Raw genomic sequence first — 19,317 nt, 5'->3', positions numbered from 1 at the left:
TCCTGTAAAGGTAGTACAGTTCGATTACTTTTTCATCTCTATCAAAATGACCCCATTACTTCCGCGCACCCCATAAAGCGAAGTGCCCTCGTCGCGAATCACCTTTACTGAAGCCACTTCCCTAGGAAAAATAGCTTCTAAGGAACTAGTGGGAGTACCATCTACAAGTATCAATGGGTCTTGACCATTTTGAACAGAGTTGACGCCTCGCAAACGAATTGTTTTGTCACTGACCATTGCACCGGGAACCTCAGTGGCAATTAATTGGTACATGTTTAGATATTCACTGTAATCCTTTGGTTCTTTTTGGGTTCTCCTGGCTCTAGTCTTGAACCCTATTCTTTCCAGTTCTTCTTCTGACATAATTGACTCACTTTTGGGAAAGACTATCAAAATATCGGCATCGCCTTGGTAAGTAATGGTCTCAATACCATAATTCCATGAGTATGCCGAAACAGTTCTATTAGATGGTTTTAAACCAATTCGAAACTGACCTTTTTTATTGGTCTTAATTTTCGTTTTTACCGAATCAAGGTAAATTATGGCTCGTTTTACCGGTTTCTGTTTTGAATTCAAGACCGTACCTTCGACCCATTTTACGGTTTGTTTCGATTTTTGGGCATCGATTTGAATTGACCAAAGTACTAGTAAAACAAAAGCTGAATAGAACCTCATAGCTGTCGTATTATATCCTTATAAGATACGAAATACATCTAGACCGTTTTGCCTTTATCCTGAGATCTATACCGATTACCTAGAAATCGATCTCGGTCTCTTTATGAAGCAGCAAAGTCACTTAAAAACCATTAATCTAAGTGAACGATACTGACCACCAGACCTATGATATAGATGGCGATGGCGCTGCATAGAAAAAGGTTATCAGGGATACTCTACCCAACAAATAAAGTGCTGACTACTACTCTTTGATATTCTGGAGTGATGCCCCATTGCCGGTCATCTGCCACGTACCTAGGGATATAGGAATGTTACCTACCCCATTTAACTGGTCGAAAAAGTCCTTAAGGGCAAACGGTTCGTTCTTCACTTCCTTCATTTTGGCAAAATCCATCATGGCCTGCTCCAACAAATACTTTCCGGTAATATAACTGCTTCCGTAACCGGGTTGTCTCATATACAGATGCTGTTCAAAGAGCAACAGCTCTTTTTCGGTTTTCATCCAACCACGCGGAGTGTATTCCGAATGAATACCGCCCGCTTCCTCCATCGTCATTTCGTTGGCATGCGCATACAAGGACCCCAAACCTCTGGCAGCACGTTGAGCGATCATGATATATACAATTTCACGTACCCTGGGGTTGTCGTCATAGAGGCCGGCCTGCATGAACATCTCCTCTACCGCCGTGGCCGTACCTTCATTTCGTGAATCAAAAATGTTATACAGTAGTGGTCCTTTTCGGATTTCGCTCGCATTCGGCTCGGTATCCATGCGTGCCAGTTCAAACCAATGGTAAAAGTGGGAATACAACGGCCGTTGATCATAGTGAGCGGTTATCCAAAAAAAGTTGCGTTTATTCTCTGGAACGAAAGCACCGAGATGTTCACGAATGGCAGGTTCAAAGTACTCTTTTACGGTAACGATGTCTTGCTTGTCCAAAAAGTCGATCAAACTACGTGTTGCCCTATCGGCCCGGGTCGCATAATCTTCCGGTGAACTCGCAGCGGTCAATTGGGGCAGCTTTCGATTTCGATGTTCTTCTAATTTCAAGGACGCCCAAGCCCGGGCCAATTCCCTTTTGAGCAGCATCACCTCATCGTCCCAAGTCAAGGGAACCAAATGAACGTTCTGCAAATACCAAGTATAATTTTCCTTTCCGATGCCTGAGGGGCCCGTTTTTGCCTCACTCTCTTTTTCCAACCAGGCGACGAAAGCATCTGTGGAGGCGGTGGCTTCCTCAATACGCTTCACAAGCTTTTTATCCTTATCTACTCCCGGAAGCGTTAGCATCGATGTCAGGTGTTCACTTTGATTGCGGATGATTCGGATTCCGGCAATCCATAGTTCCCTAGCATTTCCGGTAAGGTTCTGTTTGGCCTGTTCGTTTAGCGGAACGATCATTCCCAATTCATTCAAAAGTCGCTCCCGCTCCATTTTATCCAAGGGAAAATCGTAGGTCCAGAGTTCTGTCGTGCCGTGATGTGTTGGTCCTTCATGTGCGGGCACATCACTTCGTTCCATCCAAAGCGATTTGTAGAAGGCAGGGTCACGTTCCCAAGGTTTGAGGATGCGGTAATTAAAATCGTACCCCTTGAGTTCCGCTCGCACAATATGCCAATCGACCTGTTGGCCTATGGTCATTCCGGCCGTATCCAAAGCGGTAAATCGGGTCTGTAGTTGCTCAAACTGCGGTTGTCTACTTTCAAATGTTGCTTTGGTATAATCGGGGGCACCTTCTTGAAGGGGTGGATTCTCAAAGGAGCGCCAATCCTGAAAGAAAGATACCAAATCTCCATAATTACTTGGAGTATTTGATGATTGCGCCTGCAGCGGACTATAGCAGATAAAAAGTAGGATCGAAAAAACAAGGGAAGTGTTTCGTTTTCTAGTACGCATCGTCGAAGTCGGTTTTGAATTAGCTACGGACAAATTATGAAATAAAACAAGGCGGAGGTTTGAAATGACGTGTCAATTATACACGCCATGGGAAATTAAGCAAAAAGAGTTTTTAAAAGAACCGGTATTCCAAGTATCGACTGTGCTTAATTTCTTTTAGTCAAAGTGCTGTAAAAGATGCTTACAAAACATTGGTCGGTGCCAAAAGTATGGCCGCTGGCAATCACTTATTGCTTGTTCATACCCCATTACATAAAACTTGTAGCTCTTGGTTTACTTCCAGAATAAAACAAACCAAGTATCTCTATTGGGATCAGGGGGCATCCACAAATCTGTTCCGATTTTCAAGGAATGGCATAAAACCCCTGTAAAAATTGCACTATTGACAGATTTATCCATGTTTTTGATGCAAATATCCATCTCTACAACCTTGAGGTGCTTGTAAGTTTGAATAAACTTTAATCAACTTATTCAAAATGAAAAAACTTAAGATTTTAATGACACTCCTTGCTTTAGGTGTCGCGTCGGTTTCATTTGCGCAAACACAAATCAACGGTGTGGTGCTTGATGAAACAGATGCTCCCCTACCCGGTGCTAGTGTCTTGGAAAAGGGAACCACCAATGGAGTGGTTTCTGATTTTGATGGAAACTTTACCATAACGGTAAATGACGACGCCTCCACTTTGGTGATCTCTTACATCGGCTATGAAACCAAAGAAATTGTTTTGGATGGTTCTTCAACGTATAGCGTACAACTGATTACCACTTCCACCAATCTTGATGAGGTAGTTCTAGTGGGGTATGGCGGTATAAAATCCAAAGATGTGACCGGAGCGGTTAAAGTTGTTGGAGCCGAGGATTTTAACAAGGGTGTAAATAATGCTCCTGGGCAGTTATTGCAAGGTAAGATTGCCGGTGTCAATGTAACCACAGGCTCCGGTGAACCAGGAAGCGCTATTGACATCAACATCCGTGGTGTAAATTCAATAGGCAGTTCCAGTAATCCTTTATTTGTAGTTGATGGTGTTCCTTTGGATGGAGGCTCCTCTACCGGTGCCGGTCTTTCAGGTGTTGGTGGAACTTCAAGACCCAAGAATCCTTTGAACTTTTTGAATCCTCAGGATATCGAAAGTATAACCGTTTTAAAAGATGCCTCCGCTACGGCGATTTACGGTACTCGGGGTGCCAATGGCGTTATTCTTATAAAGACCAAGGAAGGAAAGGTAGGCAAAACAAAGGTCACCTTTAGTTCATCAAGGGGTTTTGCCACGGTAGCCAGAGATGTTGATGTGCTCAGTGCTGCTGAATATCGTGAGCAAACAGCACGTTTGGCCTCGATAGTCGAAAGGGATCCTGCATCTTATATTGATGGGGCGAATACCAACACCGACTGGCAAGATGAGATTTATCGAACGGCTCAGGTTGGTAATTATAATTTAGGCTTTTCCGGCGGAGCGGGTACAACAACCTACAATGTATCACTGGGCTATCTGGATCAGGAAGGGGTCGTTGAAACTACAGGACACGAAAGTATCACAGGAAGACTGAATATAGGTACCTCATTACTGGATGACAGGTTAAAATTCAGAGCTAACATTACTGTGGCAGATCTTACGGACGAAAGCCAAGCCTTAGGAAGTGTAATTACCGGAGCACTTAGAGCCAACCCAACGTCTCCCGTCTTTGCCGGAGGTGAAGTGACAACTAGGGCCGGTGCCACCGACAACCCTGTATCATTTTTTGACCTATATCGTGATAGGGCCGAGAGCAAAAGAGTTTTGGCGAACTTCACTACCACTTACACCATTGTGAAAGGCTTGGACTATAAGCTTAATTTCGGTTACGAAAATTCAGATACGGATCGCTTTTTCAGGCTGTTCAATAATTCGGTTGATGGAGGAGACCAAGGTCAAGATCAGGTTACTCAAGATTCAAGGGAGGATACCAATGTCTTAATAGAGAATTTTTTGACTTATACAAAAAGTTATGATAAATGGAATTTCGATGTGCTCGCAGGGCATTCCTATCAGACATTCAATAATACTGGTTTGAGAATTCAGCAGTTTGATTTTAGTACTAGGGAAATCGATCCTATTTTTAATTTAGGAGTCGCACAGGGAACGCCTATCATATCAACAAGCAACACGGAAAGAAAATTACAATCGTTCTTCGGAAGGTTCAATGCTAGTTTTTCGGATAAATACCTGGTAACTGCATCACTTAGGGCAGACGGTTCTTCAGTGTTTGGTGATAACAACAAATACGGTTATTTTCCAGCGGTCGGTTTAGGATGGAGAATAGACCAAGAACAGTTTCTTGCGAATTCAGAAGTGTTTTCCAATTTAAAATTGAGACTAGGTTGGGGACAAACAGGTAACCAAGCCGTTCCCGTACGCGTTACACAGGCCTCTTTCGAGACAAGCTTTGATAACAGTTTTACCTTTGACGGAACAACGGTTGTCAACGGTGTAACCACCACACGAACACCTAATCCTGATTTAAAGTGGGAGGTTACAGAGCAATACAACGTAGGTCTTGATTGGGCTATATTAAATGGTAAAGTTAGCGGTACATTCGACTATTTTCATAAAAATACGACCGATCTTTTCCTAGAGGTTTCTGCACCGGTTCCTGCATTGGCGAGCACTATTTTCATCAATTCAGATGCGGAAATCATTAATAAAGGATTTGAATTTGCGCTTAATGTAAATGCTGCAAGAACTGAAGATTTTTCACTTGATTTTTCTGGAAACATATCATTTTTGGATAATTCCATTAATGGACTAACAACAGATCTCTTTGTTGGAGGCATTTCAGGACCTGGGGCATCAGGGGAATTTAGTAGCATCTTTACCAATGGAGAATCTGCAGGGTCGTTCTTTTTACCTAGATTTCAAGGGTATGATGGCGATGGTGTAGAAATCATATCAGATCCTGAAATAGTAGGAGATGCATTGCCCAATACGATTTTTGGATTAAACATTAATACAAGGTACAAAAGTTTCGATCTAGCATTGGGCTTTAATGGTGTTAGCGGCGTCGACATTTTTAATAACACGGCAAGAGCGTATTCAAGTGCAGCATCTTTAGGGCAAAACGGGAATAACATTTTTAGGGAATATTTAGATGTTAATGAAAGTCCTCTGGTTGCCCCTGTTTCTTCATCTAGGTTCATTGAGGATGGTTCCTTCTTTAGATTGAACAATGCCACTTTGGGGTGGAACGTCGAAAACAATGGTTTTCTTGACACCTTAAGAGTGTATGTTACTGGGCAAAATATATTCGTCATAACCGACTATTCGGGCTACGACCCTGAAATAAATACGGGTGGCGGTAATGTTTATGGAGTAGATTTTGGAGGTTATCCACGTCCGCAAACCTTCATTTTAGGCCTTGACCTTTCTTTCTAATTTAAACAGCAAAGTAATTCAATATACAATATACGTTATGAAAAAAAAATCTATTATTTTTTGCATCATGTTGACTGTCCTCTTCGGATTTCAATCATGTGATATCGAAGAAGAAATTATCGACGAAGCGCTCGGCGAGGATTTGTTGACCAATGCAGATCCATTAAATCTTTTGGCCCCGGCATACAACAATATGAGAAGAGTTTACGGGCACCGTTGGTTTTTTGCGCTGCAGACCTTTTCAGCAGATGAAGGCATGGTTCCTACTAGACAAAGTGATTGGTTTGACGGCGGCACCTTTCAAGAGTTGCACAGACATGATTGGGGACCCAATCATCGTTATACAAGAGAGACCTTTGAACACATCGTATCAGGATTGGCAAGTGCAAGCCAGGCTGTCGATTTTTTGGATGAAGGTTCGCAAGAGCATGCAGAGGCCGTAGGATTATTATCCCATTTCATGTGGGTAGCCTTGGATGCCTATGGTCAAGTACCCTATCGCGGAACTACTGAAATCGATTTTAATGCAGACCCACAAATCCTTACCGGAGCCGAAGCTGTAGGTACGATAATCGAGAACTTGCAATCAGTGATGTCCAATCTTCCTACGGGTAAAAACACAGTTCGCTTTACCCAAGATGCGGCAAAATCGCTTTTGGCACGGATCTATTTAAACAAAGTAGTCTATGAAGACAGATATGCTTCAAACTTTTCTTTCTCCAATGAGGATATGCAGCAAGTAATCGACCTTACTACCGAAGTGATCAATGGCGGAGTACATTCTTTGGAAACCGATGATTATTTCAGCATGTTCGATCCGGACAATGAAAATCACCCTGAAATCATATGGTCTGTAAAGAATGAAAAAACGGCAATAAGAATCGGGGGCAGAAGTGTTTCCAGAAACACCACAAATGGCCTGTCGAGAGGTCTGCTTTATCCTGTCGATGGCGGATATGAAACAGGTTCTGATGCAGGATGCACTTTACCCGGGTTTTTAGACACGTGGGACTCAGCCAATGACCCAAGATTTTATAAAGAAAACTACCCAAATGAATTAGTTACCATACCACTAGATGATTATAAAATGAACAGGGGTTTTCTTGAAGGACAGATTTATGGTCTTAACAATGATAGTGGAACACCTATAATCAATGATGACGGTACTATTGATATTGTCCCTGTTCAACTTTGGACCAGAGATGAATCAATGGCAAATCATACTCGAGAAGTAAGTTTGATTGCCGAAAACCAATCTGTTGGGGTACGGGTTTCAAAATGGAGCATAGACGGTCTAGGCGCCAACAGAGATGATACTGGCGTAGATATCGTTGTCTTCAGATTGGCAGATTTATATTTGATGCGAGCTGAGGCACGGTTAAGGTTAGGATCAGGTGATGCCCTTGCCGACGTAAATGCTATAAGGGTTGCCCGCGGTGGGGCCGATTTTGCACTACCGAGTGCTTCGCTAGAAGAGGTTTACGATGAAAGAGGTTTTGAGTTCTATTGGGAGTACCATAGAAGAACAGATCAAATCAGATTTGGTACTTGGGAAAACGCTTGGATAGATAAGACCGATTCAGACCCGAACAAGAGAATATACCCAATACCCCCTGGGCCATTGGCTGAAACACCGGGCTTAGTGCAAAATCCAGGTTATTAAAGTTTCTAAAATTGTTAGTTAGTTGAGTTTAAAATGGGCGGACCTCATATCATCTGCCCATTTTATTTTATACTATGCCCAACTCTAGTATCATATGGATCAATTCAACCTTTTTAGCATTATGAGGAACCGTATACCGAAACAGTCGCTTTGTTATGAATTTAAGCGTATCTGGTTGCTCTCTCTGGTCACAACGTTGCTGCTATCATGCGCGGAAGAAACCGCTCAAGAGTGTTTCATCATTAGCGGAAATGCCCCAAGCGAATTGGAATTAAACCTCATTAGCGATTTTAAAAATGACTTGGGTGACGTTGCCGATTTTAGCATCAAAGTAATCTCTGAAACTGAAAAACTACCGGATGACGGTTTGTTTTTCGTACTAGGCACGTCACGGTCCAATACGATAATCACGAATTTAACAAAAGAGTCGAAGTTAGAACTATCGCCATCCAAGCCGGGGCCAAGAGGCGGAATATGGTCCAAGGCATCCTTGAAGAACGGAGCGCAAGCAATCATTCTAGCGGGTTCCGATGTACAGGGCCTACAATATGCAGTATATGACTACGCGGAAGAAATTTTGGATATCGATCCTTTGAAATTTTGGACAGGTAAACTTCCAAAGCAAAAAAAATTCACCGATTTTTTCGCTTTCGAAAACAAAAAAATACCTCCACCAAAAGTCCCACTTTTATGTTACTTCGAAAACGATGTTGATGAACTGGCCAACTATCGGGGAAATCTACTTGAATACGACTGGGAGAGCTATACTGAAATGATCAATGCCCTAGTCAGACTACGCTACAATGCCATTCAACTATTCGATATGTTGGGTAGGCCGGAATTTTTCATTCGACCGGAATATAAAGAACTCCATCCCGAGTATAAAATAAACATCGAGTACCTTGAGAAAATGATTGATTATGCCCATTCCAAAGGGATGAAAATAGCCATTGACTTCGCTTTGGGGTATCAAATACATCCGATGTCAGCTGATAAAGCCACTTGTTGGGAGCACTATAAAGAGGATTGGATCGGTGCCTGGCGCTACTACCTGGAGAAAACACCTTTAAAAAAAACGGATATTTTCATGCTGCGCCCGAGACATCAGGTCTGGGACTGGGAATACGAAAGTAGTTGTGGAGAAGACAAAATTCAGGTATTCAATGCCGTATATGAAGTTTTTGGAGCACTTGTAGAGGAATACAACCCTAAAGCCGAGAAGGTTTTGGTCTGCTATTCCGATGCCATGCAAATGTGGAACGATGGTTTTAGACCACCTAAAGATTGGATCGTCTGCTGGTCGGATGACGGTTTTGGCGATTATAGGTTCTTACCGAATACCACGGATGGGTATGCGTTCGGGACCTATATGCATGCAGGCTTTTGGTTAAACCATACCGTTCATAATCCCTATCCCGAAACCATAGAGTATGTGATGAAAGCCTCTTTTGAAGACCTGGATGCTTATCAGTTTTGTTTGGTAAATGGTCAAAACTTCAGGCCCTTCCTTTTGAATATAGAGGCGTATTCAGAAATTTCGAATACTCCCGACGAATTTACCGGGGAAGCCTTCTACAAAAAATGGACAGCGCGCTATTTCGAGGCGGAAACCGCAGCGCATGCCGTGGCCTCAATGCGACTGCTTAGCGACGCCCAAGAGGGTCGAATAGGGTATGTTCAGCACCTATGGGAAATTCGCGAGGTCATATCGTACCTATCGGATGAGCCTATTGAGCGCCCCGGCAAAACACCGGTACCTTCAGACTATGCAAGGGTTCAAAATGATTTTGAGCACGTTGGCCATACTGCAAAGAAAATCAAGGCAGCACTACTTGAGGCCTCAAAAGGGGTATCGAAGAATACAATGAACAAAGAATTCTATCATGATTACATCTACCTTCCAAGTTTATTGTATGCCGAACTTATTGCCTTTGAGCAAACCTTGCACAAAATGGCCAAGCTAAAAAAGAAAGCTTCCAATGGGCAAGATGCGACCTTCATAAAAGAGGCATTAACACTGCTACCAGAAGCGACGGCGCAACTAGAAAAGCTATATAAAACTAGAGAAATAGGGGATAAAAACAAGAAATGGGTAAATTGGTATTCTCCAGAGCTCAGGAGGCCTAATAATGGATTTCCTGATTTTGAAATGATGAAAAAGATAGCATCAAATTTACGCAGTAAACTTCAAGCAACTATTGAATGAAAACCATCAGAGTTCCTTTATACACAATTTCATGGATGCTTTTGATTGTAGGCGCTCTTCATTGCTGCAAACAAATTGAAAAAAACCGCAAAGAAGTGGTTAACGCTATTCAACCCGTTGATTTGGTGTATCCGCAGTTAGATACCGAGAATTCCAGATGGTTTCTTTTTTCCTCGGCGGCCCGTCCTTTTGGCATGGTAAATCTAAGTCCTGATACGCAACTAAAAGGAACTTGGGGTAGTGGCTATCGCTATGAAATAGATACGATAAAGGGATTTAGTCATGTACACGGCTGGCAACTCTCAGGGCTTTCGGTTATGCCCGTAGTATTAGATGGCGAAAACCAAGCGACGGTATTCACGGATTTCTATTCAAAATTCTCCCATGAAGATGAAGAAGTCTCACCTGGCTATCACCGGGTAAAATTACAACGCTATGGCATAAAGACCGAGCTGACCAGCACCAAACGCGTTGGTATGCATAGATATACCTTTGAAAACGATAAGGCAGAGAAAGCCATTTTATTCAACCTTAATGGGCAATTAGGGCCATGTGAGACATTAAAAGGGCAACTGACCCAAATTTCCGCTACGGAATTTTCAGGTGAGTTCGTGGTGGCTCCCACCAGCAGAAAACCAAAGCCACACTCAGTTTTCTTTCATGTTGTTTTAAATACGGCCGCTAAGAGCTTACTAAAGCATCAAGAAACCGGCAACTATAAATTGGCTTTGAAAGAAAGCCAGCAGCCTGTATTAATGAAGGTCGCTATTTCGTACACCTCGACCGCCAATGCAAAACGCAATATGGATGCTGAACTGTCACACTGGAATTTTGATCAAATAGTTCAAGATTCGAAGGAGGAATGGAACGAATTATTGAGCAGGATAAAGGTGCAGGGCGCAACAAAAAAGGCCCAAAGAAGGTTTTACACCGACTTATGGCACGCTTTGCAAGGGCGACGGACCATTAGTGATGTCAATGGTGCGTATCCTGACAATACTGGAGCTGCATTTCGCATTGGCCAATTGCCCCTCGACCCGTATGGAATTCCTGAATTCAATCACTACAATTCCGATTCTTTTTGGGGAGCACAATGGACGATCAATACACTCTGGGGATTAGTCTACCCTGAAATAAAAGAAGAATTTGTTCAGTCGCTTTTACAGTACGAAAAGGATGGCGGACTCATTCCTAGAGGGCCTTCCGGAGGCAATTACACCTATGTAATGACAGGTGCTTCCAGTACTCCGTTTATTGTAAGTGCGATTCAACAAGGTCTGATTACCAAAGATCTTGATTCGGTTTATCAAAAACTAAAAAAGAACCATATGCCTGGCGGTATCATGGAAAAAGCCGGATATGAACATACGACCACTATTGGTGGTGGTCTGAAGCACTACCTTGATAAAGGCTATGTGCCATACCCCATACCCGAAGGCAAGTTCGGAGGACATCAAGATGGGGCCAGCCTGACAATGGAATATGCCTACCAAGATTTTGTACTGGCACAACTTGCGAAAAAATTAGGTGAAGTACAAGACTTCAACTATTTTTCGGAAAGGGCTCTTAACTACAAAAATGTGTACGATGAAGTCTCGGGTTGGATGCGTCCAAAGGATGTTAGGGGGCAGTGGCACCCACACTTTGATCCGTACAAATATGAATCGGGATTCAACGAGTCTAACGGGGCACAAGCAACGTGGTTTGTACCGCATGACCTCATCGGTTTAGCACAGCTTATGGGAAGTACCGAACAAGCCGTGGAAAAACTAAACACCCAATTTAAGGCAGCCCAAAAGCAAGGGTTTACGGCTGGAAGCTCGCATGATCGGGAGATGCATCCGGAATGGAGCCGAATTCCCATAAATTACGGCAACCAACCCTCAATGCAAACCGCCTTTATCTTTAACAGGCTTGGCCGTCCTGACCTCACTCAATATTGGTCAAGGCAGGTTTCGGAAATTGTGTTTGGCGGGCTAAATCCTTCGACGGGGTATAATGGTGATGAAGACCAAGGTCTTATGGGAAGCTTGGCAGTACTTTTAAAAATAGGTGTTTTTCAAATGGACGGCGGTGTTCAAGAAAACCCGGAATACGAAATCGGCAGTCCCATTTTTGATTCCATTACCATTATGTTGAACACTAATTATTATCCAGGCGAAAAGGTTCAAATCATATCCCATGGGAATAGTTCCGAAAACATCTACGTTGATAGGTTGTTATGGAACGATACGCCCTTGGAAGCACCATTTATAAACCACGAAAAATTGATAGAAGGAGGCGTGCTGGAACTTTATATGTCTTCGGAAAAGAATTCAAAGCTGGAGTAATATAGTGCCTTGCGCTTTGGAAACTAGGTACACTGAAAAAGGTCCGTGACTTCCCTTTTAAAACCGTAAATTGTAGTATGCGATTTGAAAAAGCCCTGTATCGGAAAGTGATGAAATTTTTGTTGCTATTGATGCTCGGCATCCATATGCAGGCCCAGAATATCAAGTTCGAACATTATAATGATAATGATGGGCTTTCACATAATTCAGTACGGCATATTCTACAGGATGAGAATGGTTTTCTTTGGCTGGGCACATTTTCTGGTTTAAATCGTTTTGACGGACAAGAATTCAAGGGGTTCGGAGCCATATCATCGAACAATACGATTCAAAGTGGGGATATTACCGCACTTGAACTTGATAATGAAATGAACCAATTGTGGATAGGCACAAGAAATGGGCTTATTCGTTTGGATATGCATACCCAAGCCTTTTCGACATTCCTTCCCGATTCCGATAACCCGAATAGTTTGCCAGATCCTGAGATAAGGTCCATTCATATTGACCGTTTTAGCCGGGTTTGGATAGGTACTAAAGACAACGGTTTATTCATATATTATCCAGGGCAAAACACATTCAAAAAAATACCGCTACCCAATTTTCAGTACATCAAGGAAATATTCGAAGATTCAATGGGCAATATTTGGATTGGCAGCTATAAAACCGCTGGCATTGTCAAAATCGAACTCGATCAAAAAGGCGCCATTACCGATCGGAAGAACTATACTCTAACGGTACCGGAATCAGAGGAAGTAAATCCTTATGTAAACTTCATTTATGAAGATACGGAAGCAGCTATTTTCGTTGGTACGCGCGAAGGGCTCTATAGGTTAAATGAAGAAGGTGACGAATTTGAGAACCTATATATTGAAGATGAAACGGTTCGTGACAAGATAGGTCCTCATTTTATCTCGGTCGCTCGATCTCCTGAAGGAAACTATTGGCTGGGCACCTTGGGAGGTATACTAGTGGTCGATCGATTAGAAGATGTTGCTTTACAGAATTTTGAGTGGTATTACTCCGAGCTTTCCGATGATGACACCTTGGTCGATGATTTGATATCGGCACTCTTTTTTGATGCATCAGGAGTACTCTGGGTAGGTACGGAAAACGGTTTTGATAAATACGACCCCTTTGAAAACCAGTTTAAAACGAACAAAGAAATCTCCAAATATATTGAAAACCAAGTACCTCGTATAAGGGGCTTTTCAAAAACATTTGATGGAAAAATAGTGGTGGCCACTAGGCATAACGGCCTGTTTATTTCAGAAAATGAAAGTTACATTCCGCTATACAAGGGCATGAAAGATATTGCTAGCATTCAGTCTTTCGATGGCAAAACATTTTATTGTGGTCTATGGAGTGGCGAGATTTTGGTTTATGATTACTTAAAGAATCGCACAGCGGTTTTAAATGTCGGCTTTCAGCAAGATCCCGTGCTGTCTTTCGCGAAGATCGGTGAAAACAAAATGGTGGTTGGCTCCCATGGAGAAGGTTTGGTTGCCATAGACATAGAAACATTAGAAGTTATTGATTCGCCGGGCATTTCAAGTGTCCATAAAGAAGTTAATAAAATTCTCGTTGACGATGTAGGCAAGATTTGGATTGCCACTCAAGACGGTGTTTTCAGATACGATTCTTTTTCTGAAAAGACAAAGTCGTATAAGGCGAATAGCCACCCTGAAAGAGGTTTATTACACAACAATGTGAGCGATTTGGCCAAGGACAATAACGGAAGAATTTGGGCCGCTACCAGAAACGGATTGAACTATTACGATGAAAGTCTCGATGACTTTTTGCCCGCTACGATGCCCACGGAATTGCAGGGCAGGTGGATAACCGACGTAATCTCTGATGAAAACGATTTGCTATGGCTCAACATGAACAATAATCAGGTAGCCAGTTATGATGTGGATACCCATGAATTAAAAACATATCATGCCAACAGTGGCAATCGCTTAGATGTGTTTAGTTTGAGCGGTTTTTACTATTCGGATGATTCGCATATTTATTTGGGAGGTAAAGACGGGGTCATTTCCTTTTCGCCATCAGTGCTAAAAGATAATGACTATTCGCCCCCACCAATGATTACTAGTGTTAGTGTACAAAACAAAGAGATTAAAGTCGGAAGTATTTTAAATGACCAAAAAATTCTGGACAAGGATATTAATTCAGAACGCAAACTAAGATTGAAAAATGTAAACAAGAATTTCGCATTTACCTTTTCCAGTCCTTCCTATGTCAACGAACGGGCCAACAAGTACAGCTATATTTTAGAAGGTTTTGATGAATCTTGGAATACGGTTGACGTAAATCAGCGGACTGTTCAATACACCAATCTTTTTTTCGGGGACTATGTGTTCAAAGTGAGAGCGATGAACAGTCATGGTGTCTGGAGCGATCCCTCGGTCTACGAAGTAGCTATTTTACCCCCTTTCTGGCTCACCTACAAAGCTTGGATATTGCTACTGCTCATTCTGACTTTACTCTTCTATTTGATTCGAAGGCAAATCAAAATAAGACTAGAATTGAAACAACAACTCTTGATGGAGAAAGTAAAGCGTGAACGTGATGAGAAACTGAACAATGAGAAACTTCGGTTTTTCACCAACATATCCCATGAAATCAGAACCCCCTTAACGTTGATTTTAGGCCCTATCAAACAGTTATTGGAAGAGAATAAAGAAACGACCAATCACTTTCAAAAAAGAAAGTTTGACCTCATACATCAAAATACCAATAGGCTGTTGAATTTAGTGGACCAAGTACTGGACTTTAGAAAATCAAAAACAGGGAAATTACGATTGAAGGTATCAAAAACAGACATTGCAAAGCATACGAAGACCACGTTCGAGACTTTCGAAGAATTTGCGGAAGACAGAAAAATACAATTCAATTACATTTCCGAAATAGATGATTTTCAAGGGTACATCGATCGTGATAAATATGATAAAATTCTATACAATCTGTTGAGCAACGCTTTCAAGTTTACCCACGAATACGGCAACGTGGATCTCTTTTTGACCAAAAAAACGGAAAATAACCAAGTGCTTCTGGTCGTAGAAGTAAGTGATAACGGAATAGGAATTCCGTCAGCGAGTCACGAAAAGATCTTTACAAGGTTCTATCAAGCAAAAAACAGTACCGCTAATAATACCGGAGCAGGCATTGGCCTTTCCTTTGTAAAAGCCCTGGTCAGTTTGCACAAAGGCACCATTGCTGTTCAGAGTTCTCCAGATCAAGGGAGCCTTTTTACATTGAAACTACCGATTGAACGTGATGCCTATCTCGGTGATGAGATTTTTGAATATGGCCAAAATCGGATCATCGACGAATCACCTCAACTCACTACTGCAAAAAAAATAATTCAAGGCACAGATGTAAAAGAACGTATCTTAATCGTGGAGGACAACTCTGAACTTCGCGCCTATTTGGTCGACTACCTGTCTGACTTTTATAGGGTATTTCAAGCGGAAAACGGTAAAGAAGCACTACGAATTTGTGCCCAGATCAAGCCAATATTGTGCGTGGCCGATGTTATGATGCCCATTATGGACGGACTTCAATTCTGTGATCGCCTAAAAAATGACGCCACTATCAGCCATATTCCGGTTATACTGCTTACGGCCTTATCTGAAAATGCAGATAAAATAAAAGGGTTCACCTATGGAGCAGACGGCTATTTGGTGAAACCCTTTGAGCCATCGCTCTTACGATCGCGAATCGAAAACGTCATCAGGTCACGTAAACTACTAAAAGCCAGATTCTCTGAAGATATTGAAAGTGAAGTAAGCCTAATCGTGCATTCCCCCATCGATGAAGATCTTATGGCCAGATTAAACGTGCTAATAGAGGAAAACATGGGAAATACGAATCTTAACTCAAGTTTTCTTTGTGCGGAAATAGGAATGAGTTCGTCCAAACTATATCGAAAAATCAAGGAGCTGACCGGCCTTGCCCCCAATGAATTCATAAGAACCATACGTCTAAAAAAATCGGCAAAACTACTTAAAACCAAGAAGTACAATGTTTCGGAAGTTACAGACCATGTTGGTTTTAGTGATCCACTTTATTTCAGCCGCTGTTTTAAGAAGCAATTCGGGTACCCCCCTAGCCAATTGATTAAATAGAAACGCTAGTCTTCGAGTAATAGATTGATTTTTCCATTCTTTTGAATTGTTTATCCATATGCAATTGCGATCCTGTACATACCTTACAACGCATTTGGTAGCTTTGAAGTTGTATAATGGCAAGGTGTACCCCATGATAAAATCCGTCATATGAAAGAGCCCTTAAAACCGCAGCATACCCCAATGAATGATATTGATGATTGGGAAGATCACTTGCTGGAGCGATATCCCGATCCGGAAGTATCTCAAAAGAAGAAGGAAGAATTTCGAAACTATGTAGATTCCGATAGATTAGATACCGTAAAGCAGTTCTATCGTCTTAATCACACTTTTCAGACCTATGATTTTGTCTGTAAAAAGGAAGAGGAATTCTTGAAGTTCAATAGAAGGGAAATGTCCATTTGGGACGCCGTTACCTTTCTAAACACCCTGGTAGACGATAGTGACCCCGATATCGATTTAGATCAATTACAACACTTACTACAAACCTCTGAGGCCATTCGGGCAGACGGACACCCAGACTGGTTTGTACTGACCGGATTTTTACATGATATGGGCAAGGTGCTCTGTCTTTTTGGCGAACCTCAATGGGCCGTTGTAGGGGACACCTTCCCGGTAGGATGCCAATTTTCGGATCAAATCGTTTATCATGAATTTTTCAAGGAAAACCCTGATTATACAAATCAAAAATACAATCATAAATATGGCATCTATAGTAAAAACTGTGGATTGAACAATGTTAAAATGAGTTGGGGCCATGACGAATACCTCTATCAAATAACGAAGGATTTTTTACCCGAACCCGCTTTATATATGATACGGTACCATTCTTTCTATGCCCAGCATCGAGAGGGTGCCTATAGTCATCTGATGAATGCCCACGACCACGAAATGTTTGAATGGGTGAAAAAATTCAATCCGTACGATCTCTATTCCAAAGCTCCGATAAAACCCGATGCCAAAGCCTTACGCCCCTACTACGAAGGTTTGGTATCGAAATACCTCCCCGAGAAGTTGAAATTCTAAGTACACCAAACGATTACTTTAAACGAAAGTGTACGCTTAGAAAGCCGATTCATGTTCGGACGATTTTGGTTTCAACAAGGAGTCTATTTTTCAGATTAGTGAAAAAAGTGGACAATGCACTTTAGATCGTTCGAGGGGTGGGGCATCGTTTTAGTTAGAGGATAAGCGCTATATCTCCAGAAGTCACACTTACATGACAACAGTCGGTGCCAACGGTATAATCACTATCTATGACTTCCTGACCGTTAATGTATCCTCTAAATAAAACCTGTAGTTCTTGGTTTACTCCTAGAATTCCATCTTCTATCAATGGATATCGCCCGAGTTCTTTAGCTCCTTCTAGTTCAGAAGCAGTTAGTGATGTTGCTATGGCATTTCCATTTTCCCGATGTATCACTTCAAAAGAATCCAAGGCAATGGGGTTTTGATTTTCATCGGTTATGGTTACCATGATTCTCACGAATACTGCCGTACAGATAGCATCTTGACATTCCGCATTGGAATCATCGCTACTATCGCATGACATTTGTGTCATCATTGAGAGTACGACTAGGGCTACAACTGATAGTTTTAGTCTTTTCATCATCATATAAAGGATTTCCATAAGGATGTCAAAAATGAAAAATGGTTGCCTAAAAATATATCGGCACCAAAAAAGACTCCTTCACAAATGTCGGGTTTACTAGTTTGTATTTTATGAGCGTTGATAGACTTCATAAAAAATTCCTTACTATCGAATACATTGTGAAGCACTCTTCTACTATCATTACTTGATAAGCATCAAAATTTACTGAGAATTCACTAAGTTTGTGATAACATGAAAGAAATACTAAGCCCTTTTGGTATATTTATTCTTGTCGGTTTGTTACTGACGAAGATTTCTGCATTTCATGTTTACGAGCATCACGATACGTTGGAGGACTCCAATACGAATTGTGAACTTTGTGTATTGACACTCGAAGGTCAGCAACTTGATGGCATCATTCCAGCATCGACTACTATTGAAAAGTCGCTGATTATCATACCTTCTGAACCAACAGTCCGTCCTTTCGATCAAGAAGCTATCGTTTCTTTTTATAAGGGCTCACTTTTCTCAAGGCCCCCGCCTACTATTTTAGGATAATCCCTCCTGTTTTTCGTCTCTTTTTAAGGCTCTTCGATTCAACACCGAAGTTCCTCCTATTTTGATATGCGTCGATTCGAAAGAATCAAAGGAATCAAATGTGAATATCATTGAGGCGAAACCCAAGTACATCACAATTAGTTTTAGTATTCATTCTCAATTTTAGCCATGAAAACAGTTCAGTTTTTATCTATGTTTACCTTTTTGACCTTATTTTTTGCCTCCTGTTCCGATGATGACAATACTCCAGACATCGTTAATGAAGAAGAGGTCATCACTACCTTAATGGTAACCCTAAACCCCGATAGCGGCGGTGCCGTAATCACAATGGAGTCACGAGACCTCGATGGTGACGGACCCAATGCTCCAGTAAAAGAGGTTTCTGGAAGTTTTGTTGCAGGAACGTCCTATACGGGCAATATTCTTTTGTTGAACGAAACCGAGACTCCCCCGGAAAACATTACGGATGAAGTCGAAGAAGAAGATGAGGAACACCAATTTTTCTATACTATTGGCGACGGTCTAGACGTCACCATGGAATACGTCAATTTTGACGGCGATGGCAACCCGTTAGGAACGCAAATCAAACTTACGGCGGGTGCCGCGAGTTCAGGAACCCTTACGTTCACCCTACGGCATGAACCCAAAAAACCGAATGATGGCACATTGGCCGATGCTGGCGGTGAAACCGATATTACACAAACATTCAATGTAACCGTTGAATAAGTTTCGTTAAACTTTTAACCAATAATCCGTAGTGGATGTGCTCCACTCACCCTTTTCCCATGGGAAGCGATAGAACCAAAAAGTGGTTTGTACTGCTGTTGACAATTGTACTATTTGTGCAGTCGTCAATC

The 19,317-nt window shown here is 41.9% G+C and carries 11 protein-coding genes; 8 read left to right on the top strand and 3 right to left on the bottom strand.

What is annotated here, in order from left to right:
- Nucleotides 1-24 precede the first annotated feature (24 nt).
- Together ACKWCA_RS09320 and ACKWCA_RS09315 are read right to left on the bottom strand one after the other, a co-directional pair.
- Nucleotides 25-675, bottom strand: coding sequence for a TonB-dependent receptor plug domain-containing protein (locus tag ACKWCA_RS09320; protein WP_413977910.1), 651 nt, complete (start codon nt 673-675; stop codon nt 25-27).
- A 241-nt stretch (nt 676-916) separates the two neighbouring features.
- Nucleotides 917-2,572, bottom strand: a complete 1,656-nt coding sequence (locus tag ACKWCA_RS09315) for a hypothetical protein (RefSeq protein WP_413977909.1) — start codon at nt 2,570-2,572, stop codon at nt 917-919.
- 476 nt (nt 2,573-3,048) lie between these two features.
- Between ACKWCA_RS09315 and ACKWCA_RS09310 the strand changes: the two genes are divergently transcribed.
- The 6 genes from ACKWCA_RS09310 (at nt 3,049) to ACKWCA_RS09285 (ending at nt 17,337) form a co-directional block, all read left to right on the top strand.
- Nucleotides 3,049-5,982 carry a SusC/RagA family TonB-linked outer membrane protein gene (locus ACKWCA_RS09310; protein ID WP_413977908.1) on the top strand — a complete coding sequence of 978 codons (2,934 nt, stop codon included), beginning with the start codon at nt 3,049-3,051 and terminating at the stop codon, nt 5,980-5,982.
- Nucleotides 5,983-6,019: 37 nt separating this feature from the next.
- Entirely contained in the window at nt 6,020-7,645 is a 1,626-nt protein-coding gene (locus ACKWCA_RS09305; protein ID WP_413977907.1) for a RagB/SusD family nutrient uptake outer membrane protein, read from the top strand.
- Between the two features lie 121 nt (nt 7,646-7,766).
- Entirely contained in the window at nt 7,767-9,851 is a 2,085-nt protein-coding gene (locus ACKWCA_RS09300) for a glycosyl hydrolase 115 family protein (protein ID WP_413977906.1), read from the top strand.
- Nucleotides 9,848-12,181, top strand: a complete 2,334-nt coding sequence (locus ACKWCA_RS09295) for a GH92 family glycosyl hydrolase (protein WP_413977905.1) — start codon at nt 9,848-9,850, stop codon at nt 12,179-12,181. The genes ACKWCA_RS09300 and ACKWCA_RS09295 overlap by 4 nt, the downstream gene beginning before the upstream one ends.
- 77 nt (nt 12,182-12,258) lie before the next feature.
- Entirely contained in the window at nt 12,259-16,311 is a 4,053-nt protein-coding gene (locus tag ACKWCA_RS09290) for a two-component regulator propeller domain-containing protein (RefSeq protein WP_413977904.1), read from the top strand.
- A gap of 150 nt (nt 16,312-16,461) precedes the next feature.
- Entirely contained in the window at nt 16,462-17,337 is an 876-nt protein-coding gene (locus tag ACKWCA_RS09285) for an inositol oxygenase family protein (protein ID WP_413977903.1), read from the top strand.
- Nucleotides 17,338-17,491: 154 nt separating this feature from the next.
- Here ACKWCA_RS09285 and ACKWCA_RS09280 read toward each other — a convergent pair whose 3' ends face one another.
- Nucleotides 17,492-17,926: a hypothetical protein gene (locus ACKWCA_RS09280; protein WP_413977902.1), complete on the bottom strand. Its 435-nt coding sequence runs from the start codon at nt 17,924-17,926 to the stop codon at nt 17,492-17,494.
- Between the two features lie 228 nt (nt 17,927-18,154).
- Between ACKWCA_RS09280 and ACKWCA_RS09275 the strand changes: the two genes are divergently transcribed.
- Nucleotides 18,155-18,460: a hypothetical protein gene (locus ACKWCA_RS09275; RefSeq protein ID WP_413977901.1), complete on the top strand. Its 306-nt coding sequence runs from the start codon at nt 18,155-18,157 to the stop codon at nt 18,458-18,460.
- Between the two features lie 168 nt (nt 18,461-18,628).
- Nucleotides 18,629-19,186 carry a type 1 periplasmic binding fold superfamily protein gene (locus ACKWCA_RS09270; RefSeq protein ID WP_413977900.1) on the top strand — a complete coding sequence of 186 codons (558 nt, stop codon included), beginning with the start codon at nt 18,629-18,631 and terminating at the stop codon, nt 19,184-19,186.
- Nucleotides 19,187-19,317: the final 131 nt, after the last annotated feature.

This window comes from Maribacter corallii, from assembly GCF_047345415.1.
Taxonomy (GTDB): domain Bacteria; phylum Bacteroidota; class Bacteroidia; order Flavobacteriales; family Flavobacteriaceae; genus Maribacter_C.
This window is presented reverse-complemented; position numbering and strand designations above follow the sequence as displayed.